Annotated in this window: 23 protein-coding genes and 1 pseudogene; 16 read left to right on the top strand and 8 right to left on the bottom strand. The window is 54.6% G+C overall.

Translation table 11 applies throughout. The features are described 5' to 3' along the window. Positions 1-49 precede the first annotated feature (49 nt). The 4 genes from TH30_RS11275 to TH30_RS11260 form a co-directional block, all read right to left on the bottom strand. Entirely contained in the window at positions 50-1,105 is a 1,056-nt protein-coding gene (locus TH30_RS11275) for a sugar phosphate isomerase/epimerase family protein (protein WP_114098196.1), read from the bottom strand. Positions 1,106-1,209: 104 nt separating this feature from the next. After that, on the bottom strand, positions 1,210-2,166 hold the full coding sequence (locus TH30_RS11270) for an ABC transporter substrate-binding protein (protein ID WP_114098195.1): 957 nt from the start codon (positions 2,164-2,166) through the stop codon (positions 1,210-1,212). 65 nt (positions 2,167-2,231) lie between these two features. Beyond that, a complete protein-coding gene (locus TH30_RS11265; RefSeq protein ID WP_114098194.1) occupies positions 2,232-3,245 on the bottom strand; it encodes an ABC transporter permease in 1,014 nt (337 codons plus the stop codon). Next, positions 3,238-4,791, bottom strand: a complete 1,554-nt coding sequence (locus TH30_RS11260) for a sugar ABC transporter ATP-binding protein (RefSeq protein ID WP_114098193.1) — start codon at positions 4,789-4,791, stop codon at positions 3,238-3,240. The genes TH30_RS11265 and TH30_RS11260 overlap by 8 nt, the downstream gene beginning before the upstream one ends. A gap of 176 nt (positions 4,792-4,967) precedes the next feature. On the opposite strand from TH30_RS11260, the gene TH30_RS11255 reads away from it, so the two are divergent. Then, positions 4,968-6,002 (top strand): LacI family DNA-binding transcriptional regulator, encoded by a 1,035-nt coding sequence (locus tag TH30_RS11255; protein WP_114098192.1) that lies wholly within the window; start codon positions 4,968-4,970, stop codon positions 6,000-6,002. Between the two features lie 29 nt (positions 6,003-6,031). Here the strand turns inward: TH30_RS11255 and TH30_RS11250 are convergent, their stop codons facing one another. Next, positions 6,032-6,520: a VOC family protein gene (locus TH30_RS11250; protein WP_114098191.1), complete on the bottom strand. Its 489-nt coding sequence runs from the start codon at positions 6,518-6,520 to the stop codon at positions 6,032-6,034. Between the two features lie 617 nt (positions 6,521-7,137). Here TH30_RS11250 and TH30_RS11245 point away from each other — a divergent pair. Continuing rightward, the gene (locus TH30_RS11245) at positions 7,138-8,235 is read left to right on the top strand and encodes a carboxynorspermidine decarboxylase (RefSeq protein ID WP_114098190.1); all 1,098 of its coding nucleotides are present in this window, start codon (positions 7,138-7,140) and stop codon (positions 8,233-8,235) included. Positions 8,236-8,311: 76 nt separating this feature from the next. Beyond that, a complete protein-coding gene (locus TH30_RS11240; RefSeq protein ID WP_114098189.1) occupies positions 8,312-9,559 on the top strand; it encodes a saccharopine dehydrogenase family protein in 1,248 nt (415 codons plus the stop codon). A 188-nt stretch (positions 9,560-9,747) separates the two neighbouring features. Here the strand turns inward: TH30_RS11240 and TH30_RS11235 are convergent, their stop codons facing one another. Next, positions 9,748-10,185 carry an Lrp/AsnC family transcriptional regulator gene (locus tag TH30_RS11235; protein ID WP_114098188.1) on the bottom strand — a complete coding sequence of 146 codons (438 nt, stop codon included), beginning with the start codon at positions 10,183-10,185 and terminating at the stop codon, positions 9,748-9,750. A gap of 214 nt (positions 10,186-10,399) precedes the next feature. On the opposite strand from TH30_RS11235, the gene TH30_RS11230 reads away from it, so the two are divergent. Then, complete coding sequence (locus TH30_RS11230) at positions 10,400-10,633, top strand: hypothetical protein (protein ID WP_114098187.1); 234 nt, start codon at positions 10,400-10,402, stop codon at positions 10,631-10,633. 128 nt (positions 10,634-10,761) lie between these two features. Here the strand turns inward: TH30_RS11230 and TH30_RS11225 are convergent, their stop codons facing one another. Beyond that, positions 10,762-11,904, bottom strand: a complete 1,143-nt coding sequence (locus TH30_RS11225) for an alpha-hydroxy acid oxidase (RefSeq protein WP_114098186.1) — start codon at positions 11,902-11,904, stop codon at positions 10,762-10,764. 4 nt (positions 11,905-11,908) lie between these two features. Then, positions 11,909-12,526, bottom strand: a complete 618-nt coding sequence (locus TH30_RS11220) for a helix-turn-helix domain-containing protein (protein WP_114098185.1) — start codon at positions 12,524-12,526, stop codon at positions 11,909-11,911. A 407-nt stretch (positions 12,527-12,933) separates the two neighbouring features. On the opposite strand from TH30_RS11220, the gene TH30_RS11215 reads away from it, so the two are divergent. From TH30_RS11215 to TH30_RS11155, 12 genes and pseudogenes are all read left to right on the top strand, one after another. Beyond that, positions 12,934-13,968 carry a TRAP transporter substrate-binding protein gene (locus tag TH30_RS11215; RefSeq protein ID WP_114098184.1) on the top strand — a complete coding sequence of 345 codons (1,035 nt, stop codon included), beginning with the start codon at positions 12,934-12,936 and terminating at the stop codon, positions 13,966-13,968. A gap of 134 nt (positions 13,969-14,102) precedes the next feature. Then, a complete protein-coding gene (locus TH30_RS11210) occupies positions 14,103-14,621 on the top strand; it encodes a TRAP transporter small permease (RefSeq protein WP_114098183.1) in 519 nt (172 codons plus the stop codon). Positions 14,622-14,629: 8 nt separating this feature from the next. Further along, positions 14,630-15,934: pseudogene (locus TH30_RS11205) on the top strand (TRAP transporter large permease). Between the two features lie 30 nt (positions 15,935-15,964). Beyond that, positions 15,965-16,864, top strand: a complete 900-nt coding sequence (dapA, locus tag TH30_RS11195) for a 4-hydroxy-tetrahydrodipicolinate synthase (RefSeq protein ID WP_114098180.1) — start codon at positions 15,965-15,967, stop codon at positions 16,862-16,864. Between the two features lie 94 nt (positions 16,865-16,958). After that, a complete protein-coding gene (locus TH30_RS11190; RefSeq protein ID WP_220150305.1) occupies positions 16,959-18,305 on the top strand; it encodes an FAD-binding oxidoreductase in 1,347 nt (448 codons plus the stop codon). Positions 18,306-18,596: 291 nt separating this feature from the next. Next, a complete protein-coding gene (locus tag TH30_RS11185; RefSeq protein ID WP_114098178.1) occupies positions 18,597-19,058 on the top strand; it encodes a (2Fe-2S)-binding protein in 462 nt (153 codons plus the stop codon). A 3-nt stretch (positions 19,059-19,061) separates the two neighbouring features. After that, entirely contained in the window at positions 19,062-21,233 is a 2,172-nt protein-coding gene (locus tag TH30_RS11180) for a xanthine dehydrogenase family protein molybdopterin-binding subunit (RefSeq protein ID WP_114098177.1), read from the top strand. 82 nt (positions 21,234-21,315) lie between these two features. Next, on the top strand, positions 21,316-22,311 hold the full coding sequence (locus TH30_RS11175; RefSeq protein WP_114098176.1) for an XdhC family protein: 996 nt from the start codon (positions 21,316-21,318) through the stop codon (positions 22,309-22,311). A 12-nt stretch (positions 22,312-22,323) separates the two neighbouring features. Continuing rightward, positions 22,324-22,932, top strand: coding sequence for a nucleotidyltransferase family protein (locus TH30_RS11170; protein ID WP_114098175.1), 609 nt, complete (start codon positions 22,324-22,326; stop codon positions 22,930-22,932). 92 nt (positions 22,933-23,024) lie between these two features. After that, a complete protein-coding gene (locus TH30_RS11165) occupies positions 23,025-23,705 on the top strand; it encodes a response regulator transcription factor (protein WP_114098174.1) in 681 nt (226 codons plus the stop codon). A 5-nt stretch (positions 23,706-23,710) separates the two neighbouring features. Continuing rightward, complete coding sequence (locus tag TH30_RS11160) at positions 23,711-25,051, top strand: sensor histidine kinase (protein ID WP_114098173.1); 1,341 nt, start codon at positions 23,711-23,713, stop codon at positions 25,049-25,051. An 18-nt stretch (positions 25,052-25,069) separates the two neighbouring features. Further along, complete coding sequence (locus TH30_RS11155) at positions 25,070-26,035, top strand: LysR family transcriptional regulator (RefSeq protein WP_258548690.1); 966 nt, start codon at positions 25,070-25,072, stop codon at positions 26,033-26,035. The last annotated feature ends 109 nt before the right edge of the window (positions 26,036-26,144 follow it).

Genomic DNA, 26,144 nt, shown 5'->3' with positions numbered 1-26,144 from the left:
AGATGTCTTTTTGACTGTATGCGAACGGGCTGGCCTCAATCAGGCCACCTTAACCAAGACCAAGAATGCGGCGATTTGCGGCTTCGTCGGTGCCACCATCGGCAAAATCGTCAAAGGCCTTTTCGGTCACACGAATGATATGGTTTTTAATAAATTCGGCCCCCTCGCGGGCACCGTCTTCGGGATGTTTAAGCGCACATTCCCATTCCAGCACGGCCCAGCCGTCAAAATCAATCGCCGCCAGTTTCGAGAAGATTGCACCAAAATCCACCTGCCCGTCGCCAAGCGATCTGAACCGCCCGGCTCGCCCGACCCAGCCTTGATAGCCGGAATAAACGCCTTGCCGCCCGGTCGGGTTGAACTCGGCATCCTTGACGTGGAACATGCGGATACGATCCGCATAAATGTCGATAAAATCAAGGTAATCAAGCTGCTGTAAAACAAAGTGGCTCGGATCATAAAGGATATTGGCGCGCGGATGGTTCTTGACGCGTTCAAGGAACATCTCGAATGTCGCACCATCAAACAGGTCCTCGCCCGGATGGATTTCATAACAAACGTCAACACCTGCATCCTCGGCAGCATCAAGGATCGGCGTCCAGCGTTTTGCAAGCTCGTCAAAGGCGGTCTCGATCAAGCCTGCCGGGCGCTGCGGCCAGGGATAGACATAAGGCCAGGCAAGTGCACCCGAGAACGTGGCATGGGCGTTGATACCCATATGGTTTGATGCCTTGATCGCCGCTTTGACCTGGTCAACGGCCCATGCCTGACGGGCCTTGGGGTTGCCGCGGACTTCCGGTGCGGCAAAGCCGTCAAACATTTCGTCATAGGCCGGATGAACGGCAACAAGCTGACCTTGAAGATGGGTAGAAAGCTCGGTCACCTGCACGCCATGTGCGGCAAGGGTGCCGGTAATTTCATCGCAGTAATCCTTACTGCTTGCCGCCTTTTCAACATCAAACAGGCGCTTGTCCCAGCTGGGGATCTGAACCCCCTTATATCCGAGCGATGCAGCCCAGCGACCTATGGAATCAAGGTTATCGAACGGGGCTTCATCGCCTGCAAACTGGGCAAGAAAGATTGCCGGTCCCTTAAGCGTTTTCATCACGGGCCTCTTTGACTGCAATAGGATGGATAGTTCAGGAAAATGGCGGTGTCGGGCGGGCTTCCGCCCGACACCAAGGTTTGCCGATCCCAATCAAATATTGATTAGAACGGGCTGTCCGGGAAATAGAAGTTCTCGGCGTTTTCCTGGGTCACGACAGTCGCACCAAGGATGTAACGGCCTTCGACCGGCGCGTTCGAGGTAAACTTCATCACGGTAATATCAATCGCGGTTGCGATCATTGCCGGCGGATAAAGCACATCAATCGGGGTCAGTTTGTCGCCATCCATCACGCGCTTGATGATGTCTTTCATGCCAGCACCGCCGACGATGAACATTTCATCTGTACGATCAGCCTGTTTGACAGCCTCGATCACACCAAGGGCGATGTCATCATCCTGTGCCCAGACTGCATCGATTTTCGGGAAGCGCGACAGGAAGTCCTGCATGACTTCATAGCCGTCATCGCGGTTCCAGTTGGCGTGCTTCATATCAAGGATTTCGATCTTGGAGCCATCAAGCGTATCGACGAAGGCATCCACACGTTCGGTGTCAATGGTGGTCGGAATACCGCGCAGGACAACGATCTTGCCCTCGTCATTCAGACGATCACGGATATATTCGCCAGACACACGGCCAAGTTCCGGGTTGTTACCGGCAACATAAACGTCCTCGATCCCCGGAATTGAAAGCCCGCGGTCAACAACCGTTACAAACTTGCCTGCTTCCTTGACCTGCTGGACCGGAATCGTCAGCGGATCGGATTCAAACGGCAGAACCACCAGCGCATCGATGTTCTGCACAGACACCAGATCTTCAAGGTCGTTGGCCTGTTCGGATGCACCATTTGCACTGACGACGATGACATCAATATTCGGATAGGTCGCCTCAATGCGCTTTTCAGCTTGTTCGGCGTGCCAGTTCAGACCACCGGCCCAGCCATGCGTCGCCGCAGGAATAGAAACCCCGATCTTGATTTTATCTGCTGCGAGTGCAGTCGTGGATGCAAGGCCAAGACCCAGCACGCAAGCTGCCCCCAGATATTTTGTAAACGTTTTCATCAACGCTTCCTCCTGATCAAAAAAAATGATGCGTTTTCACATTCTTCCCGGACGTTGATCGCCGGTTATTTGCTCTTTTTGCGTCGCCAGTCCCCGCGTTGCAGGAACACGGCAACGATAATGATCAGCCCCTGAACCGCTCCGTTCAGATAATTACTGATCGCATCCGTCAAATTCAGAATATTGCCAATGGTGGTCAGCATGATTGCGCCAACAACCGTGCCCCAGATGCGGCCGTAACCGCCTTTAAGCATCGTGCCGCCGATAATCACCGCAGCAATCGCTTCAAGTTCCCACAGAACACCGGTCGAACTTGATGCCGACCCAAGACGCGGCACATAGATGATGGTGGCAAGCGACACACAAAGTCCCTGGATCACATAGGTCAGGGTTTTGACCCGGTCGACATGGATCGCCGAATAGCGCGCAACCTGCTCGTTTGATCCGATGGCAAAGCATTTCCGGCCAAACGGCGTCATATTCAGCAACACATAACCGGCGACCGCCACAGCAAAGAACACAATCACCGGCACCGGAATACCCAGTACATCGCCATAATAAACCGGGCGATAAACACCGCGCATTTCGAAATCAAGCGACAGGGTCCCGCCATCGGCCATATAGGTCACAAGCGACCGGTAAATCCCCATTGTGCCAAGGGTAACGATAAAGGCTTCGATCTTGCCCTTGGTGCTGACCAGTCCGTTGACGGCACCCGCCGCAACCCCCAAAACCACGCTCAGCAACACGCCAATCAGAACCGTCTCGATCCCCGCGCCAAGGGTTGCGACCAGCGTATTCATTACAACAATCATCGCACCCGAGATGAATGCCGCCATCGAACCAACCGAAAGATCAATTCCCCCTGCCGTGATCACAAAGGTCGCACCCACGGCGATGATCCCGATAAAGGCCGCGCGGGTGAAAATATTGGCAAGGTTACCACCACTGAGGAACGCATCATTGATGGCTGCACCCAAAACAAACAGGGCAACAAGGGCCAGAAACGGCCCCAGGGCCTTGAAATCGATTTGGAACCGGCTTGACGATGATGCTTCGGTTCGCTCAAGGCTATTCATGAACAGACACTCCCTGCTTGCCTGAAATTCCTGTCGCGTGCCGCATGATTTCATGCTCATTGCGGTCGTTACCTTCAAGAATGCCGGTAATGCGTCCGGCTGCCATGACCGCAATACGGTCAGACAGGCCAAGCATCTCCGGCATTTCAGACGACAGGAGGATGACGGATTTTCCGCGATTGGTCAGATCGCCGATGAAATGATAAATCTGGCTTTTGGTGCCGATATCGATGCCGCGTGTCGGCTCGTCGATGATCACGATCTCCGGGTCGGTTTCCATGACCTTGGCCAGCAAAAGCTTCTGCTGGTTCCCGCCGGAAAAATCGCCGACCTTGGATTTGCGGTCGGCTGCGCGAATATCAAAAGCCTCAATTGCGGCTTCAAGTGCTGCTTCCTCGGCCTTGCGGTCGATAATCACACGCCCGAATTTCTCAAGCGCCAGCAAAGTCAGGTTGGGCCGCATATCCATATTCAAAAGCAGCCCACTGCCCTTGCGGTCCTTGGTCAGATAGGCAATTCCGCAATTTTTGGCGTCCTGAAGATCCTTGATTGTGACCGGCGCACCGTTGCGCTCAATCGTCCCGGCGCTGCGTTCACGCAGACCAATGATCGCCTCCATCAGGGCCGTGCGCCCCGCACCGACAATCCCGGCAAAGCCAAGAACCTCGCCGCGTCTCAGATCAAAACTGGCATCGCGAACTTGCCCGTCAACCGACAGATTACGCACCGAAAGGGCGATATCACCGGCATGTCCCGGCGCACGATCAGGAAACATCTGCTTGATGTCACGCCCCACCATCAAGCGCGCCATGTCATCTTTTTCAAGACCGGCAACCGGTTCGGTAGTGATGTGCCGTCCGTCACGCAGAACCGTGACCCGATCAGCAATCGCTTTGATTTCATCAAGCTTGTGGGAAATATAAAGGATCGCGACACCCTGATCGCGCAGGCGCTTGATCTGATCAAACAGGATGTCGACCTCGCGCCCGGTCAGAACCGCCGTCGGCTCATCAAGAATAAGAATCTCGGCTTTCTTTGACAGCGCCTTGGCGATTTCAACCATCTGGCGGTCGGAAACCGAAAGATCACGGATGCGCGTGCGCGGATCAACATCACATTGCAACTGATCAAGAAGCTTCTTGGCTTCAAGGCGCATCGTCGTCTTGTCAAGGAACCAGCCGCGCTTGATTTCACGCCCCAGGAAGATGTTCTCTTCAACGGTCAGCTGTTCGGCAAGGTTAAGCTCCTGATGGATCAGGATCACACCATGACTTTCAGCAACTTCGCTGTCATGAAATTCGACCGGCGCGTCATCAAGAAGCAGCGCGCCACTTGTTGGCTGATGATAACCGGACAGAATTTTTACAAGTGTGGATTTACCCGCGCCGTTCTCTCCCAACAGCGCATGAACCTCGCCTGCTTTCAGATCGATGGAAACATCGAAAAGAACCTGCGCAGAACCGAATGACTTGCAAATTTGCCGCCCCGACAGGCGTGTTTGCGCCCGCAGATCGGCATTAACGGCGTGAACGGCCGCATCCGTCATGAATATATCCTCCCTGGCGTCGCATTTTTTGCGATCAGCTCTTGATTACCCTCTGTGTAAACGTTTTCATTTTCAATGTAAACCTTTACATTTGACTGATTGTGACCAAAATCACCCCCTGCAATGACGCATAGAATGCCGCTGGACAGGGTTTATCCGGCGGAGTAGGAAGAAGCATGAGTGAAAAAATCGCGACGATTGAAGATGTTGCCCGTCATGCCGGAGTGTCTATCGCCACTGTCAGCCGGGCCCTGCACAAACCCGATGTGGTTTCCGAAACCACACGTGAAAAAGTGCAAACTGCAATCACCGCCACCGGCTATACCGCCAATGTCATGGCAAGGAACCTGCGCCTGAACCGTTCAGGCATGATCCTTTTGCTGGTACCTGACATTGGAAACCCGTTCTTTTCGGCGATTCTGTCGGGAATCGAAAAAGGCGCAAGCCAGGCAGGATATAACGTCCTGATCGGTGACACTCAAAACGATCCGGAACGCGAAGCAACCTATGCCGCCTATCTGCGCAGCAATCAGGCCGACGCCATGATCCTGCTGAACGGGCGTCTTCCGGCGTCGCTTGCCAATGCGCCTGCCAATGCAACCCCGCCGGTTGTTGTTGCCTGCGAACGTATTCCGGGATGTGCCCTGCCGACCGTGATCATTGATAATGACGAGGCATCCTTTATCGCCAACCGTCATCTGACCGATCTGGGCCATCGGCGCATCGCCCATGTCAGTGGCCCTTCGGGCAATATCCTGACCATTGACCGTGTCACCGGATATCGCCGCGCGCTTGAGGCCGCCGGTATCGCCCATGATCCGTCACTGATTTATCGCGGCGATTTTTCGATTGATTCGGGAATTGCCGCAGGCCGCGCACTGCTTGGTGATCCGAAAACCCGTCCGACGGCTGTGTCCTGTGCAAGTGACGGCATGGCAATCGGCGTGATTGTCGCGGCAAAGGAATATGGATTGCGCATCCCGCAAGACGTCTCGGTTGTCGGTTTTGACGACATCCCCCATGCGGCTGCCTATGACCCGCCGATTACCACGGTACGTCAGCCGCGCCGCCGATTGGGCGAACAGGCCATCACCCTGCTTCTGGATCGTCTGGGATCAAAGGGCCTGCATGACTCCCGCGACACCGGCCCGGTCATCATTCCGACCGAACTGATTGTCCGGCAAAGCAGCGGCCCCTGCCCAACCCTCTGATCGCGGGCACCCTGATCAGATGTTTCTGATCAGCTCCCTGAAATCCTTTGCCATTCACCCATGACGGAACGCGCATTTCCTTCGTGCTCCTGCCCCGATTTGGCCGTTTCAGACGCAAAGATCTCATAGCGGATACCATTCGGGTCGCGAATGAACAGGCGGCGCGATTGTCCGTCATCCTCGCTATGATAGACGACCTTGTGCTGGAACAGATGGTTCTGCCAGGCAATCACGTCGCGTGGCGCGGCACAGCGCAGCCCGATATGGAACACATCATCGGGCATGTGCGGATCATCGGGATATGGCCCGGTATCGGCAGGCCAGTCAAAAAACGAAATCCGCGTGCCGTCCGGCAAGGCATAGGTAATCAGCAAGTAATCGCTTTTCCATGACGGGCTGTATCCGCTTTCGGCATGAACAAGTCTGGCCGCCATGACCTTCGAATAAAAATGGTCGGTTGCCTCAAGGTCGCGGGTTGGAAACGCAAGATGGTCGACACTGACAGCTGCAGGTGACATGGCCCCCTCCGTCTGAGTTTATCCTTACTGCCCCAACGCCTGTGCGCCACATTTGATCCACAAGGGACATCAAAATTTCCCGATCATTGAATACCAGTGGTTTAGATGTCACACTTGCCACAGGATCGGCATGGTTTTGGGGGCGTGCTCGTTGCCCGGACGTCCGCATTAACCGGTGCGTTTGCCCTTAAATATCAGATGGTGAATAACAAATCGAAATCAATGCGACGGACGTTCGTGTAAAGCTTCATGAAACGACAACATGCGCGGAATGACGAAATCGCATTAGATAGGGGTCAATGCGGTATTGACCCCCATGCGCCCCGCTGCTATTGGGTCGCGGAAGATACGCAGAATCACGCGCAGCCGTCCGGTTGACCCGAAACGGGTTTTCCCACCGGCTGATTTTGGCAACAACTTTTAGACGGAGAAGAAGTGATGAATGAACACAGTTTATCTGTCTCTGTCTATTGGATCACGCATCGTCTTGCTGATCACTAGTTGATCTGTTGATTTCCACCATATTGGTGACTGCCCGAAACCCGAAATTGGCGTAATGCGCCACTGATCGCGTTTCATCCGTATTTTTCCCGTGACATCGTTATAGAGAGCCGCCCATGCCCGCGACGCCCTATTACCTCATTGATAAGTCCAAGCTGCTGCGCAACATGGAAAAGATCGCCTATGTGCGCGAACATTCCGGTGCGAAGGCGCTTCTGGCACTTAAATGCTTTGCCACATGGTCGGTGTTCGATTTCATGTCCGACTATATGGATGGCACCACGTCTTCGTCGCTGCACGAAGTCAAACTCGGGCGTCAGAAGTTCGGCAAGGAAACCCATGCCTATAGCGTGGCCTATTCCGACGGCGAAATCGCCGAGGTCATCGAAAATGCCGACAAGATCATTTTCAACTCGATCAGCCAGCTGACCCGCTTCAGCGCGCAGGCATCGGGCATTGTGCGCGGCCTTCGCCTGAATCCGCAGGTATCGACATCAAGCTTTGATCTTGCCGATCCGGCACGCCCGTTCTCGCGTCTGGGCGAATGGGATGTCACCAAGGTCGAAGCGGTGATGGATCAGATTTCCGGCTTCATGATTCACAATAACTGTGAAAATGCCGACTTTGATCTGTTTGACCGGATGCTTGGCAATATCGAGGAAAAATTCGGCTCCCTGCTGTCGCGTGTGGAATGGGTAAGCCTTGGTGGCGGCATCCATTTCACCGGTGAAAACTACCCGCTCGATAAATTCTGCGCGCGCCTTAAGGCTTTCTCCGAAAAGTTCGGCGTGCAGGTCTATCTGGAGCCGGGCGAAGCATCGATCACCAAAAGCACGACCCTTGAAGTCACCGTGCTCGACACCCTGTTTAACGGCAAGAACCTTGCCATCGTCGACAGCTCGATCGAAGCCCACATGCTTGATCTTCTGATCTATCGCGAAAATGCCAAGGTGCTGCCCAATAAAGGCGATCATCACTATATGATTTGCGGCAAGTCCTGCCTTGCCGGTGACGTCTTTGGGGAATTTGATTTCGAAAACGAGATCAAGGTTGGCGACCGTATCTCCATTCAGGATGCGGCCGGTTACACCATGGTCAAGAAGAACTGGTTTAACGGGGTCGGCATGCCGTCCATCGTGATCCGGGAACTGGACGGAACTGAACGCGTTATTCGCGAGTTCACCTTTGATGACTACGTATCGAGCCTTTCGTAAATCGAAAGCGCACTTTTCATAGCGAACCGGGGCACGGGTGCCCCACCTCTCAAAGCAAGGGAGTTTTTGGCCCGACATGAAAAAGAATGTTCTGATTATCGGCGCAGGTGGCGTCGCACAGGTAGTGGCACATAAATGTGCGCAGCATAACGACGTGCTTGGCGATATTCATATCGCTTCGCGTACGGCTGCGAAGTGCCAGGCAATCATCGACAGCATCCATGAAAAGAAAAACCTCAAGAACCCGGGCGTTCTTGAAGGTCACGCACTCGATGCAACCAATGTCGACGCGACTGTCGCCCTGATCGAAAAAACCGGTTGCGAGATCGTCATCAATGTCGGGTCTGCCTTTATCAACATGCCGGTCATGTCGGCCTGCATCAAGGCAGGTGTCGCCTATCTCGATACGGCCATCCATGAAGAGCAGGACAAAATCTGCGAAACCCCGCCATGGTATGCAAACTATGAATGGAAACGCCGTGCGGAATGCGAAGCTGCTGGCGTCACCGCCATTCTGGGCGTCGGCTTTGATCCGGGTGTGGTGAATGCCTATGCCAAGCTGGCAGTCGAAGACTATTTCGACAAGATTGACTCGATTGACATCATCGACATCAATGCCGGCAGCCATGGCAAATATTTTGCCACCAACTTCGATCCGGAAATCAACTTCCGCGAATTCACCGGCACGGTCTATTCCTGGCAGGATAACCAGTGGAAATCGAACAAGATGTTCGAGATCAAGAAGATCTGGGACATGCCGGTTGTTGGCGAAAGCCAGACCTTCATGACCGGCCATGACGAGGTCCATTCCCTGTCCCAGAATCTTGACGTTCCCAACGTTCGTTTCTGGATGGGCTTTGGCGACCATTACGTCAATGTCTTCACGGTTCTGAAAAATATCGGCCTTCTGTCCGAACAGCCGGTCACCACCGCCGAGGGCCTCGAAGTCGTCCCGCTCAAGGTCGTCAAGGCCTGCCTGCCGGACCCGAGCTCGCTGGCACCGGACTATACCGGCAAGACCTGCATCGGTGATCTGGTCAAGGGGACCAAGGACGGCAAGGAAACCGAAGTCCTGATCTATAACGTGGCTGATCACAAGGACGCCTATAACGAGGTCGGAAGCCAGGGTATTTCCTATACCGCGGGTGTCCCGCCGGTTGCGGCGGCCATGCTGATCGCCACGGGCGAATGGGATGTCAAGAAAATGGCCAATGTCGAAGAACTTCCGGCCAAGCCGTTCCTGAACCTGCTCAATGGCATGGGTCTTCCGACCCGCATCAAGGATGCCGATGGCGACCGGGCACTGGATTTCTCCGCAGCCTGATCGCAATAGCGGCCAAGGACGAGGGTTAAATCCTCATACAATTATATTTGCAGCAAAATGGCGGGCTTCGGTCCGCCATTTTTGTTGGTTTTGATTAACAGGAAAAATTGAATAATAAGCCTGATTGTTAGATATAATCTAACAATCAGGTCAGGCAGACCGGGCGCCAATCTGCCCGCGCAAAATCGCTATTTCAGCGATCCCAGCACCGCAAGGCTTTCATATCGCTTGATATAGGGTTCATGGAACACCCGCTCGACAAAGGCGCTGTATTCTTCCATGTCACTGACCTGAATACGCAACACAAAATCATGTGCCCCGGTCACATGATGGCACTGCACCACTTCGGGCATTTTGGCGAATTCCTCGCGCATCAGTATGTAACGATCCGGGCGATCACGTTCCATGGTCAACAGCACGATCACCATCATGCGCTTGCCAAATACCTTGGGGGAAACCACCGCAACATCGCGTTCGATCACGCCGGTTTCGCGCAAACGCTGAACACGGCGCAGGCAGGCCGCCGACGAAAGGCCAACCTTGTCTGCCAGTTCATTGCCCGTCATGCGGCTGTTTTCCTGCAACAGCTCCAGCAGGCGATAGTCGAATTTATCGAGTTCCGCCACGTTTCGATTTCCCGGTTCGTGATGATGTAACACCCTGCAAACAAACATGACCGAAGCCGCAAACGAAAGAAAATCGTTTTTGCAGAATTTTTGCGAAAATCTCGCACGAATTTGCGAAGTTTGCGCGCCATTTAACAAAGTGAAGGCGTAGATTGCTTGTGGGTCAGACGAAACTTTGACCCCTTATTAGCAAACAAACTAGCGAGCCAGCATCATGCCAGCACAGTTTACGAATGACTCCCTCGTCGCCACCACCAATGTCGCGCCGGTTTCGGGCGCATCCATCTGGCGCTGGCTCGTCCTTTTGCCCCGTAAATGGGCACAAGCCACCAAGGTCGCCCGTGACACCGAAATGCTTCGCAACGCCCCGCGCGAACTTCTTGATGATATCGGCATTGCCCGCAGCGACGTCGCCTTCATTTGCGAACATGGACGCGCACCGCGCTGACAAACACTTCACGCCCCCAATGATGGCAGGCCGACGCCCCAACCGGCCTGACCATATAAAAAGCCTGTCTGTGCATCGCGCATCGACAGGCTTTTTTTCAAAATATGTCATGATCGGTATCGGGGACGCTATGCAATCCCCGCCGTGCGCAGTGCATCAATGTCCTTGGCACCGGCAAAAACCAGATTGCTGTGCATCTCGTCGATCAGCATGGTCAGGATATCAAGTGCCCCCTGCTCGCCACCGGCGGCAAGCCCGTAAAGGGGTAACCGCCCGACCATCACCGCACGACAGCCAAGTGCCAGATATTTAAGGGCATCGCTCCCACGGCGAATACCACTATCAGCCATCACCAGCATCTCTGCGCCGACTGCATCGACAATTTCGGGCAACACATCTGCGGGGGCCAGCGCCACATCAAGGTTCCGGCCGCCATGGGAAGAAACCACGATGCCATCAATCCCCATGTCGCGGGCCCTGATTGCGTCATCAACCGACAACACACCCTTTATGATGATCCGGCCAGACCAGCGTTTCTGGATTTCGGCAATATCGGCCCAGCTGATCGCACTTTCGATTTTGACATCTTCGGCAATCGCGGCACGGGTAATGGCTGTTTTGAATTCTGCCAGATAATGGGCATAGGTCGGCATACCGCTTGTCATCAGATAGCGCAGCATGACTGAACAAAGCCACTTGGGACGGGTCGCAACATCCCAAACCCCGCGAAGGGACGGGACGAACGGCACGGAAAACCCGTTGCGCTGGTTATAATCGCGCTTGGGCGAAAGCGGTGTGTCCGCTGTAATCACAAGCGTTGAAACACCTGCTTTCTGCGCCCGATCAAGCAGCCCCCAGGTTAGATCCCGATTGCGCCAGACATAAAGCTGCAACCACAATTCGGCCTCAGGTGCGCCTTTGCGAATATCGTCAATCGATGTCACGGACTGGGTTGAAACGCAGAACGGTATGCCAAGCTTACTGGCAACCCGCGCCAGCTTGGTTTCCCCGTCATGGGAGACCAAACCCGCAAGCGCGGTCGGCGCAATAATCAGCGGGCTGCAATAGGTCCGGTCAAACAGCGACGTCGTCATGTTGCTGCCCGCATGCCCGGTCAGAACCGATGGACGAAACCGGATATTATCAAGGGATCGACGGATATCTGCTATCGCAAGCTCTGCTTCGGTGCCGCGATCAATATATTCAAACAATCCCTTGGGCAGATGCCGTCTGGCAGCCGCCCGGTAATCGTCGGCATTGAGCAACTGCATCGGATCAGCTCGTCAGCACCCAAAGAACAACTGCTTCTTCCGGCCCCTTGCGAGTCCAGACATGTTCGGCACTCGCATCATAATACATCGAGTCCCCTTCATGGAGCTCAAGCGGCTCATAGATCTTGCTGTGAACAACGACGGTGCCACTCAGGATCGTCATGAAAATCTCGGCGTCGGTTTTTGGCCAGACGTCATATTCCTCGACATCGCGGGCAACCACACGGGTCTTTATCGGAGTCATCCGCTTGTTTTTGAGTTCGGCACATAAAAGCTTGTTATCGCAATTGCCCGAAAGATGCGGCTTGCCTTCATTGGCACGTGTCACACTGCGACGCCCCAAAAGGGTTGGCTGCGCTTCCGGATCGGAAAGCAGGCTGACCACATCCATATCGAACCCGCGTGCTATACGCTGAATGGTCGAGATTGTCGGCGACAGTTCACCACGCTCGATCTTGGAAAAGGCGGATGCCGAAATTCCCGATGCCTTGCTGGCATCCTGCAAGGTCCAGCCGCGCCCTTTGCGCAGATGATGCAACCGCGGTCCGATTTCATCAGACTGGTTGCTTGTGACGCTTACTTGTCGTCGGTTGGCCTGAAAATCTTCCAGATCGACATTCATCCTAGCTCAATCCCTTTCGCAAACACCTTGCTTTTATTTCCGGCACTTATTGGTCTGACAACCATAAATTGCACGTGTCCAGATTCTTCTTATGACACACCATAATATACCATCTTGCACATTATGCCATATTTGACAAAAAATATACTATAGGAAATTTTTTGTCATATTGTGTTGACTTGCATCATATCGGATATATTTTGGTTTTACCGGATGCGATCGGATCCCTTGATGTTCTTCTCGCCCAATCATCATTGCACAACCGTTCGGTCCGCATCCGGTAACAACGCTAACGTCAGCGATCTGGCACCCGATAAAGCCTGACGCCGTCGTTAAAACCTTATCAGGGAAACCAGGCAACCTTCGAAGCGCCACTGCTTTGTGCGTCGCCCGGCAAAGGAGTAAAAATGACGATTCTTCGTAAAATTCGGCATGTCACCCTCGCCGCCACCATCGGCCTGAGCACCGTACTGCCTGCATCCGCCTACGCACAAACCATTGTCAAATTCGCCCATGTCGATGGCGAAGGCAATCTGCTGGACAACCCGTACTGGACCTTTACCGAGGTCTTTGACAACGCCCTTCAGAACCAGTCCGGTGGCCGCTACAAACTCGAAGTTTTCCCGAACGGACAGCTTGGTGATCTTGAATCCCTTGCCGAACAGAACTCCATCGGCCTTGTTGATATGGTTGGCGGATTGAATGCAGGCCACCTTGCGGCTTATTACCCGCCGGCACAGATCCTTGAAATGCCTTATACCTTCCCGACCACCGAGGTCGCGCGCGAGGTTCTTAACGACGGCCCGTTTGGTAAAAAACTTTCGGACATGATCGCCGAAGGCAGTGGCGTTCGCATCCTCAGCTACCTGACCGGCGCGTTCCGCAACTTCTCGAACTCGGTGCGTCCGATCCGTACGCCCGAAGACATGAAGGGTCTGAAAATCCGCACCCAGACCGTTCCGCTGCATATGGAAATGGTCAAGGCCCTTGGCGCATCCCCGACCCCGATTGCATGGGCGGAACTATACAGCGCGCTTCAGACCGGCGTTGTTGATGGTCAGGAAAATGCGCCTTACACCATGCTTCTGACCAACCTTCAGGAAGTCCAGAAGTACTACACACTTGATCACCACCTGATCAACATGCCGCTGATCACGATCAATGATAAGTTCTATCAGGGCCTGAGCGCCGAAGATAAGCAGATCTTTGACAATGCCACCCGCGAAGCAACCTTTGCGATGCTTGGCATTATCGCGGCCAAAGAATCCCAGGATCTCAAGGTGATCCGTAATGCCGGTGTCGAGATTTATCAGCCGACCCCGGAAGAATTCCAGAAATTCGTTGATGCCACCAAGGGCCCCATTCGTGCCTTCATGGAAGAAAAGGTCGGTGGCGACCTGATCAACGAACTTGAAGCAGCCGTCAAAGCGGCGCAGGAATAAACAGTTGGGCCCGGGCAGTTTCTGTCCGGGCCCAACTGTTTCCCGCTTGATTTGCGAATTGTGACCGGTCCATTCGCACGCCGTTCTGTGATTGATGTTTCCAGCGCGAAACGCAATCCGAGAGAGGACCTTCCATGCTCCAGACCCTCGACAAACTTTCGTTGTCCGTCGCCTATGTCACATCCGTTGTGGCCAGACTGATGCTGGCATCCGTTGCCGTCGTCCTGTTCATTCAGGTTGTTTTGCGATTTGGCTTTAATTTTTCCCTGCCTTGGCCCGAAGAGGCATCGCGCTTTCTGATGGTCTGGGTGGTGATGCTGGGCGGCAGTCTGCTTGTTCGCGACGAACAACTGGTCTGCGTCGATTTCTTTGACAAGTTCTGGCCTCGCAGATGGCTTGGCTATCGTAATGCCCTGTTCCGGTTGCTGCTTGCCATCCTGCTGACCGTCCTTCTCATCAAGGGAATTGATTCGGCAATATTCGGCATGAGACGCACGTCAGCCGCCCTCAATCTTTCGTGGTTCTGGATTTATCTTTCGGTGCCGGTCGGTGCCGCGCTGATGCTGTTCCACATGGTCATTCTTGCCATTCGCGATCTGGTCAAGGGACCAGAAGCCGAGCAGGAAGCGTCCCTTCTTCGCGCAGAGCTCTGAGGAACATTATGGATTACGCACTTATCACCATGATCGGATTGCTGCTGTTGCTGATGTTCCTTGGCAGCCCGGTAATCTTCGCCATCGGCTTTGCCGGTCTTTCCTATTTCTTCGTCAAGCCCGGCATGACCGACATGCTGCACATGTATTCCCATAAATTCTTTACCGGGATGGATGTGTTTATCTGGCTTTCGATTCCGCTCTTTATCATTGCCGGTGAAATCATGACATCGGTCGGCATGACAGAACGCCTTGTTCAGTTTTCCCGTCTTCTGGTCGGTCGCTGGCGCGGTGGTCTGGCCTATGTCAACGTGGTCGGATCGATGATGTTTTCAGGCGTATCGGGTTCTGCCCTTGCCGATATCTCGGCCCTTGGTCCTGTCGAAATCGACATGATGAAGAAGGATGGATATCGCGCCGATTTCGCAGCCGCCGTAACGGTCAGTTCCGCCATTCAGGGGCCGATCATTCCGCCGTCCATTCCGCTGATCATCTTTTCGAGCCTGACCAACACTTCGGTTGCAGCCCTGTTCCTTGGTGGTGCCGTTCCCGGTGCGCTGATGGGGATCGCGCAGATTGTCGTGATCTATTTCATCGCACGCAAAAACAACTTCCCGGCCAACCCGATCAAGGCCCTGACACTCGGTCTTGCCTTCCGCATTTTCTATAATGCGTTCTGGGCCTTGTTCATGCCGCTGATCATCATTGGCGGGATTATTTCCGGTATCTTCACTGCAACCGAGGCGGCTTCGATTGCCGTTGCCTATGCCATTGTTGTTGGTATCTGTGCCTATCGTACCCTGTCTCTTAAACAGGTCTGGGATATTCTGGATCGCGCAGTACGCACATCGGCATCGGTTTATCTGATTGTCGGCTTTGCCAGTGTCATCAGCTGGATTCTTGCGACCGAACGCGTTCCTTCCTAACTGACCGAACTGATTGCAACACTTGATATGCAGCCATGGATGTTGCTGCTGTGCCTGAACATCTTCTTCCTGATCAATGGTCTTTGGATCGGGGATTCCGTTCAGTTGCTTTTGTTTGCACCGCTTTTCACCCCGATTGTCGCGGCAATGGGCGTCGACCCGGTGCAGTTCGGCGTGATCATGGTCGTCAATGTCATGATCGGCCTGATGACACCGCCCTATGGATTGGGACTTTATCTTGGATCGGCCATCAGCGGACAGCCCCTTGCCGCGATCGTCCGCAAAAGTTTCCCGTTCCTGGTTTCAAACATCGTCGTGTTGCTGATCGTGACATACATCCCGGCAGTCTCACTGACGCTGCCACGTTTGCTCGGCTTCCTCGATTAATCGCCACCACCCAAAAGATATGAGACTAAAATGACGCTCACCAAAAACGATATCAGTGGCCTTTATACCGCCATTGTCACGCCCTTCACCGAAGACAAATCTGTCGATCACAAAGCCCTTGCAGCTCTGGTCACCCGCCAGCTTGCCGCTGGTGCAACCGGTATCGTCCCGATTGGCGGCACCGGTGAATATCCGGCGCTGTCGCGTCAGGAACGCAAGGACATTGTCAAAACCTGTGTCGAAGCCGCGGGCGACGCACCGGTCATTCCGGGTGTTCTTTCCACCGGTTTCCTTGATGCTGTCGAAGCCGGCAAGGATTTCGAAGCTGTCGGTGCCGCCGGGGTCATGACTGTTACGCCCTACTATGCAGCGGGCACCCAGGACGGCATGCGCGAATATTTTGCCAACTACCGTAACGAAATCGGTGTTCCGGTTCTTCTCTATGAGATCCCGCGTCGTACCACTGTTGCCACCAAGGCCGAAACCATTCAGGCAATGGCGGAAGACGGTTCGATCATCGGCATGAAATGTTCAAACTATGACATGCCGGAATTCATCAAGACCATGAAGCTTGCCGGTGATAAAATGGCAATCCTGAGTGGCGAGGAACCGCTGTTCGCGACCCATGTGACCATGGGTGCCAAGGGTGGTGTTCTGGCTTCTGCCAACATCTATCCGGAAATCTGGATCGAGATTTTCAATCTCGCACGTGAAGGCAAACTGAACGAAGCGCTCAAGCTTCAGACCAAGCTTGATTGTGCGATTGACGCGATCTATCGCGAAACCAATCCGGGCCCGTTGAAAAAATACATGGAAATGGCCGGTCAGCCGGTTGGCGATGTCCGCCTTCCGCTGCAAAGCCCGTCCCGGGACACGATGGCAGCCCTTAAATCTGCCTTCGATGTCACATCACTTGCCAACGTCGCCTGATTTAGCTTTCCAAGGACCAGCCATGATTGATCGTCTCCACCAAATCCTCGGCGACAAAGGTTTGATCACCGATCCTCAAGAAATGCGCCCTTTCTTGACCGATTGGCGCGATCGCAGGCAAGGCAATGCCGTTTGCGTTGCCCTTCCAGCCAGCGTCAAGGAGGTCTCCCTGACGATGAAAGTGGCTGCCGAGGAAGGGCAGCCGGTATTTCCCCTCGGGGGAAATACCGGTCTGTGCTATGGCGCCGTGCCTGAAAGCCCGTCGCCGAAAGACAAACCGGGCATCGTCATCAGCCTGCAACGCATGAAGCAGATCCGCGAAATCGATGTTGCCGCCAATATCGCAACTGTCGATGCCGGGGTGATTCTTGCCGAACTGCATGAAAAGGCCAAAACCCACAAACGTCAGTTCCCGCTTTATCTGGGCAGCGAAGGCAGTGCACAGATCGGCGGCCTGATTTCGACCAATGCCGGGGGCACCGGGGTTGTCAAATACGGTCCGATGCGCGATCTGGTGTGCGGAATCGAGGTTGTTCTGGCCGATGGCCGTATCCTGAGCGACCTTGAAGGGCTCAAGAAAAACAACACCGGCTACGACCTTAAACATCTGTTTATCGGGGCCGAGGGTACGCTTGGCATCGTTACCGGTGCTGCCCTTCGCCTGCATCCTGAAAACACCAATGATGCCCATGCCTGGGTCTCGGTCGATTCACCGGAATCTGCAGTGCGCCTGTTTACAGAGTTTCAGGAAAAATGCGGCGCCTATGTCGAGGCCTTCGAACTGCTTTCCGGCACCGAGATCGACGCCGTTGTTCGCCATATCGACCGCGTGCATGTGCCGTTTGACACGGTTCCCGAATGGTCATTGATGATCGAGCTGACCTCAAATGACAGCTCGGTTGATCTGAATGGCGTGTTCGAGGAAATCCTTGGCGAGAACCTTGAAAACGGTTCGGTCCTTGATGCCTTTATCGCAACCAACTCCCAACAGGCCGAACAGATCTGGCATGTTCGTCATTCCGTGACCGAGGCCAACAAGCTTGAAGGCATGGGCATGGTGCATGATGTCGCCGTGCGCGTTTCCAAGGTCCCGGCATTCATCGCCAAGGCCAAGGAAGTCACCGCTGAGAAATTCCCGATGGCAACGCCGCTTCTGGTCAATCACCTTGGTGACGGCAATGTGCATTACATCCTGATGTTCCCGCATGATTACTGGAAAAGCCTGTCTGACCCGGATGCGGTTACTCATGATGTTCAGACCTGCGTTCATGACATCGCGGCAAGCTTTGGCGGAACATTCAGCGCCGAACACGGGGTTGGTCGCAAACTGACCGACGAACTCAAACGTCTTGCCGATCCGCTGCGCTATGAACTTATGAAAAGTGTGAAACAGACCTTCGACCCCGAAAACCGCATGAACCCGGGTGTCCTGTTTGAATAAACCTTTTTTATTACGGCAAAGTCCGGCCTGCTTCTTCTCCCAAGCTTAAGCAGGATCGGCAAGAACGGGCGCAGCTGGTTTGCGCCCGTTTTTTATTCTGCTCTTTCGCCCGCCTTAAATCCACGACGACACACCTCCATCTGCATGACGACCAGCCGATCTGATGGCTTGGAATGCCGGGTCATCACTTATGCGCCCGACCGATCAAAGGGTAATCGGGCGTTTACCGCTTGGTTACCTGCCCTTGCGCGAAGATCGGGCATAACAAGCCAAGAGAGAGATGAGGCGGCCATGCAATATCAGCTTAAAATCAATGGCGAGACCCGCACCGTTGATGCCGAACCCGGCACACCGTTGCTTTGGGTTTTGCGCGACGAACTTCAATTGACCGGAACCAAATTTGGTTGCGGCGTTGCCTACTGCGGTGCCTGTACCGTGCATGTGGATGGTTACCCGACCCGTTCCTGCCAGACCTTCGTCGAAGACGCGGTTGATACTGACATCACCACCATTGAAGGCGCGACCGACAAGATCGCACAGGCCGTTCAGGAAGCCTGGCGCGAAAAGGACGTCGTACAGTGCGGCTGGTGCCAGTCCGGTCAGATCATGTCGGCTATCGGTCTTCTGACCGAAAACCCGAACCCGACCGATGACGAGATTCGCGATTACATGAACGGCAATGCCTGCCGTTGCGTCACCTATGTCCGCATCAACGAAGCCGTCAAGCTCGCATCCCAAAAGCTGGAGGCCTAAGTCATGACAATCAATGTTTCACGTCGCGGCTTCCTTAAGGCAAGTGCGGCGGGCACCACCGCCCTTCTGGTTGGCGTGAATGCCAAGGGCGTTCTGGCTGCTGGAAGCAGTGCAACGGCGGCGACCACCGATCTGAACCCGTTTGTGAAAATTGACTCAGACGGTGTTGTTACGGTCATCATCAAACATTTCGAAATGGGTCAGGGCACCACAACCGGCCTGACCACACTGGTTGCCGAAGAACTTGATGCCAACTGGGACACGGTTGCCACCGATTTCGCGCCAGCAGATAACAACCGCTATGCCAACCTGTTCTTTGGCGCACAGGGAACCGGTGGATCAACATCCATTGCCAACTCCTTCATGCAGTATCGCGAAGCCGGGGCCGCTGCGCGCGACCTTCTGGTCCGTGCTGCCGCACAAAGCTGGGGTGTTGATGCCTCAACCATCACGGTTGAAAACGGCATGCTGAGCTCTGGTAGCAAGTCCGGTCATTTCGGCGAGTTTGTTGCGATTGCCGCAACCCTTGAGGCAGTCGCAAAACCCGCTGTGAAAACCCCTGATCAGTTCAAACTGATCGGAAGCTCCAAACTTCATCGCAAGGATAATACCGGCAAGACCAATGGCTCCGCCATGTTTGCCATGGATGTCAATCTGCCCGGCATGATCTATGCCGCCATCATGCGCAGCCCGAAATTTGGCGGTACCGTTGTCTCGTTTGATGACAGTGCTGCCAAGGAAGTCGGTGGCTTCATCGCCGCACAGGTTCTGCCAAACAAGGCTGGCGTGGTTGCCTTTGGTAAAAACACATGGGCTGCATTCCAGGCCCGTGACGCCCTGTCGGTCGAATGGGATTTCAGTGCCGCGGAAACACGCAGCACGGACGCCATGATTGCCGATCATATTGCAATGCTTGATGCCCCGCAATTTGATGCCAATCACCAAGTTCCACTGGCATCGGTTGCGTCTGTTCTGTCGGATGCGGCCAAGACAATTGACGCCCAGTTTACCTTCCCGTTCCTTGCCCACGCGCCACTGGAACCGGAAAACTGCACCATTGAACCGGTCGGTGATGGCGTGCGCGTTCATGACGGCTGCCAGTTCCCGACCCTGACCCGGCCGATGGTTGCGGCAACACTTGGCCTTGATCCGGCCAAGGTTGAAATTAAAACCCTGTATGCCGGGGGCTCCTTCGGACGTCGCGCCAATGCGGCATCCGATTACAATGTCGAAGCCGCCATGGCCTTTGCCGTTTCGGGACGCAAGGTTCCGGTCAAGCTGGTCTGGAGCCGTGAAGACGATATCAAGGGCGGTTATTATCGCCCGATGTCAGCCCATCGCGCCAAGATCGGCCTTGATGGTGATGGCAAGATCGTTGGTTGGGACCATCGACTGGCGGTCAAATCCATCGCCAAGGGTGGGCCGTTCGAAATGATGGTCAAGGATGGCGTTGACCCGACCTCGGTCGAAGGTGTAGCCGAAAGTCTTTATCGCCTTCCCAATATGGGCATCGGTGTCAGCGACTTTACCACCGCTGTTCCGATCAACTGGTGGCGTTCGGTTGGCCATACCCATACCGGTTTTGTTATGGAAAGCCTGATGGATATGGTCGCGACCGAAACCGGTCAGGACCCGATTGAGATGCGTCTGTCCATGCTTGATCCCGCTGGCGCCAATCAGGCCCGCATGATCGAGGCCATCAAACTGGTTCGCGAGATTTCCGGCTGGAAGGCGGGCGATACGCGCGGCTTTGCTGCCCACTACTCGTTCAACACCTGTGTGGCGGTGGTTGCCGATGTCACGGTCGAAGACACAAGTGTTCATGTCAACAAACTGTTCATGGCGGTTGAATGCGGTGTTGCCGTGAACCCGGATGTGATCCGCGCGCAGATGGAAGGCGGGGCGGGCTATGCCCTTTCGGCCATCTTCCGCAACGAGGTCACACTGACTGACGGGGAAGTCGATCAATATAACTTCCCTGATTACGAACTTCTGCGAAACATCGAAATGCCTGAAATCGAGGTCGCAATTGTTGCGTCAAACAATGCACCTACTGGCGTTGGCGAACCGGGCGTTCCCCCGACCGGTCCGGCTGTTGCCAATGCCATCTTTGCCAAAACCGGCAAGCGGATCATGGATCTTCCCATGACCAAAGCCGGTTTCGACTTCGTCTAAGGCATGACTGCCCGGGGAACCAAACATCTTCCCCCCTCCCCGGTTCTCCGGGCAGTTCCCCTTCTATGGAAAGGGCGATGTGATGAATAACCAGCTTTCCGCCATGCTCTACGCCTGGCAGGAAAACCGTGAAGGCACCGAATGGGTGTTGGGCACGGTGTACCGCACCGAAGGATCGGCCTATCGCAAGGCCGGGGCCATGATGCTGATTAACGGGCACGGACAGCAGTTCGGCCTGCTCAGTGGTGGCTGTTTGGAAGCCGACATCATCCGTAATGCCCGCAAGGCCATGCATACGGGACGCCCGGTCATGCTGACCTATGACGGCAATGACGAAGACGATCTGTCATTCAAGCTGGGCGTAGGATGTGGCGGCACGGTCTATATCATGCTGCAACCGATCACCGGGGGTAATGACCTTGGATTATCGGACCTGCACAGCGCATTGACCAGACGCGAAAGCGGTCTTTATTTCCAGAAAATCAACGCGGTCGAAGGGTATTTCCAGACCGGAACCCTGCACGCCAACCATCCGGCCCATATTGAAAATCGCAGTGACGGCGACTGGCTTGTCACGCCGATTTCACCCGAGCCCCATATTCTGGTGGTGGGTGGGGGCATTGACGCCCGCCCGGTGATCGGGATTGCCCATAATATGGGGTGGAAAACCACACTGGTTGATCCGCGTCCGGCCAATGCACGACCCGAACATTTCCCGCAAGCGGGTACAATCCTGCGCACTATTGATCGCGATCTTGCCCGTTATGTTGCGAAGCAACGTGTCGACGCCGTCATCCTGATGGCACATAGTGTTGGCATTGACGCCAATGCGCTGGCCATTTTGCACGATGCACCAATCAAGCATCTTTCGGCCCTTGGCCCGCGCCACCGGTTCGAAGATGTGCTCGAGCGTGCCGGGATCAGCCGCAATGATCTTGGTTTTGATATATCCAGTCCGGCCGGGCTTGATATCGGCGGGCAATTGCCCGAAAGCATCGCACTTTCGATGCTCTCAGGCATCCATCATGCCCTGTTCAAACAGCGCGCCGCACCGGCAATGGCACAGGCTGCGGAATAGTCTGACCCTGTCATGAGCATGCACACAGATCACACCACACCCAAACTTGCGGCCCTTGTTCTGGCTGCGGGCGAAAGTGCGCGCTTTGGCGGGCGTAAACAACTTGCCGATATCAATGGCATGCCAATGATCCGCCATACGCTTGATCGCGTTGCAGCCTTGCCCGGTATCGAATGCTTTGTCGTTCTGGGTGCCTTTGCCGATGAAATCCGCCCGATCATCGGATCGGATGCCAGTATCGTCGAGAACGATGACTGGGCATCTGGCATGGGAAGTTCGATTGCGGCTGGCATGACCGCGATCCTGAAACAGGACAGATTTGACGGGGTCCTGATTGCCCTGTGCGATCAGATCGAACTTGCCACAACCGACTATGCCAAACTGATCAGTTCCTTTGACGGCAACGATATCATTGCCACCCGTCACCCCGATGGTTTGGGCGTTCCGGCCGTCTTTCCAAGGGCCACATTTGACACGCTTGCCGCACTTTCGGGAACAGTTGGTGCGCGTAAAATCCTGAACGGCCCCGCTCATCACGGGATCGGCATTGATTTGCCCAATGCCCGGTTTGATATCGACACCAAAGACGATCTGAAAGCAGTCCTGAAACACCCTGCCTGAACAGGCATGCCTTCGGGTCTTGCCATTTCCGGCTGACCTGCGGGTGGAATTGCGGCATGGTATTCATGCCTGCCGATAACGAGATGACATGAATGAAAGCAACCGCCAACATCATGGTCCTTCTGGTCGAGGACAATATGGATATCGCCGCAACCGTCAGTGACTATCTGACGATTGAAGGGGTTGAGTGCGACCATGCCTATGACGGCGAAACCGCATTCAAAATGGCTTTGACCGGGGAATATGACGTCATTGTTCTTGATCTGATGCTGCCGTTCCGCGACGGGATCAGTGTGTGCAAGGCGCTGCGCGATGAAGGGGTGGACACCCCCGTCCTGATGCTGACCGCGCGCGATACGCTTGATGACAAGATCGAAGGGTTTCATGCCGGTGCAGATGACTATCTGGTCAAACCGTTTGCGCTGGAAGAACTTTTGCTGCGCACCCGGGTTCTGTCACGCCGTCGCAGCGGTGAAGTCAAACGGTTCGCGCTTGGTGATCTCAGCATCGATTTTGAAAACCGCTCGGTTGTGCGTGCAGGCAAAAATATCAGTGTGTCGCCAACAGGTTGGACGATCCTTGAAGTTCTGGCGCAAAACAGCCCGCGCGTGGTAACCCGGTCACGCCTGTCGATGGCGCTGTGGCAGGGTGATCCGCCCGATACCAATGCGCTTAAAACGCATCTTTACAAATTGCGCCATCGGATCGACAAACCGTTCGAACAAAATCTGATTCACACCATTCCGGGCCAGGGCGTGGCCCTTCGCGAGTAACTGTTATGTCGTCAACCTGCTGTGCCCCAAAGACCCGATCCTTCTCGCGCTTTGTGCGCAATTACGTATTGCTGGGTCTGGTCATCACGCTGGTTCTTTATACCGTCGTCGTGAATTTCTACATGCTTTATGGTAAGTGGATGGTGGCATCATTTCAGCTTCAGGTCATCGCCGAGCAATATGAAGACCAGCTTGCCAAGATACCCGACGCGCCGCTTCCAAACGGGTTCAATATCCAGACCTTTGACCGTTTTGACGAATTGCCTGCACAATTACGTGCGCTTGCATCTCCTGATGATCTGGAACCGGGCGAGCTTTTCTATGTCAATACCGACAAATATGCCGAGAACGAAGACCCGGAAAACCCGGTCTTTCTTCTGTTCCCCTATGCGCTGAAAGACGGTCGCGAAATCCTGATTTTGCAGACCTATCACGCTGGCGATGAAGACAACGTCTATTTCGTGCGCCTGCATAAACTGGCCTTGCTGTCGATCCCGTTTGCGATTGCCATTGTAGGGATCTTTGCCTGGTTCCTGTGGGTTATCGGCAAACGTCTGACCAAACCGTCCGAGGATTTGCAAAGCTGGGCCAACAGCCTGACCGCTGATCGTTTGGATGATCCCATCCCCGATTTCGGGTTTGAAGAACTCAATGACGTGGCCCATGAACTTCATCGATCCGTTGACCAGATCGACAAGTTCGTTGCCCGCGAACGGGAATTCCTGCGTCAGGCCAGCCACGAATTGCGCACCCCGGTCACCATTGTTTCGGGCAATGTGGAACTTCTGGAAAAAAGCCCGCTTAACGAAACCCAGTCGCGCGTGATGTCACGCATCAAACGTGCGAACCGCAATATGCAGCAATTGCTTGAAACCCTTTTGTGGCTGGGTCGGGAAAACGCGCCGCTCGGTGAAACCGAACATATCCATCTTTCAAGCTTCATCGAACAGGAAATCAGCGATCTTTCCTATCTGACCGATGGCAAGCATGTCAGTTGCACCTTTGTCCCTGACAGCACGGAAACAGAAATCGCAACGTCGCGCGCAGCTTTGATGATCGTTGTTTCGAACCTGATCCGCAATGCGTTCCAGCACACGCCCAAAGGTCAGGTCACCATCACGCTGACCGGGACGGAACTGCGTGTCGAAAACACCATTTCGACCTGCAATGGCCAATGCACCACCCCGCAGGGCGAAGGCATCGGCTTGCAACTGGTCAAGCGGATTTGCCAGCGGCTTGACTGGCACTGCACGCCAACGCATCTGCCCAATGGCGGCATGTCGGTCAGCTTCGATCCCGGTGCACGAACCCTGATCAAACCCGCCCCGGCACTGGTGAAAAGCTAGGTCATATTGCAATCTTGATTGTGGTATCGAAAAAACCGCGACAAGGGTGCAGCCATCGCCTATCGTGATGGCATCATGGCATTTACCATTCGACAGCTTCAATATTTCGTCGCCGTTGCCGAACAGGGAACTGTATCGGGGGCGGCGCATATTCTGTCGATTTCCCAGTCGGCGGTGACCGAGGCCATCAAGGAACTTGAAGCCGATCTTGGTGTGACGCTTTTTGATCGTCATTCACGGGGGCTGAACATCACCCATAACGGCCATCAGTTCCTGCGCCATGCCACCACCATCCTTGCCAATGTCTCGGACGCCAAACAGGCCTTTGAAGATACCGCCAAGGCCGAACAGGGCGAGTTGCATCTTGGCGTGACCTCGCTTGTTGCCGGTTATGTCCTGTCTGACATTCTTGCGCGCTATCGCCGCGCCTATCCACAGGTCACGGTCAGCGCGATTGAAGATAACGGCGATTATCTGGAACATCTTCTGATCGGGGGTGAAATTGATGCCGCCGTCATGGTGATTTCCAACTTGCGCGACCGGCTTGCCCTGCAGTCGGAAATTCTCGAAGTCTCGCCCTATCGCCTGTGGTTGCCGCTTGGCCATCGGCTGGCAACCGCCCAAAGCATCACCCTTGACGATGTCACCTCCGAACCGCTGATCATGCTGACCGTTGACGAGATCGAGGAAGCAACCGGCAAGCTTCTTGGCGCCCTTGGCACGCGCCCGCGCGTGGCCTTTCGCACCCGCTCGGTCGAGGCTGTCAGAAGCCTTGTCGCAACGGGGGCCGGTTTGTCATTGCTGCCCGATCTGGTTTATCGCCCCTGGTCACTCGAAGGTGACCGGATCGAAAGCCGCGATGTATCCGGAACCCTTCCAATGGTTCAGGTTGGTGTCGTCTGGCGCAAAGGATCACCGCTTTCACAGGCCGCACGTGACTTCATCGGGCTTGCCCAGGCCCACCGCGCAACACGTTTGCGTTAAAGCACATTGCCTTAGGTCATCCAATCGCCGTGTCACCATACGCCTCAGAACGATATCGGAAAAACCGATAACGTGTTTCTGATAAATGAAATTGTGAATGCTCAGGATC

Origin of the sequence: Thalassospira profundimaris (assembly GCF_003326795.1) — a bacterium.
Lineage (GTDB): Bacteria > Pseudomonadota > Alphaproteobacteria > Rhodospirillales > Thalassospiraceae > Thalassospira > Thalassospira profundimaris_C.
This window is presented reverse-complemented; position numbering and strand designations above follow the sequence as displayed.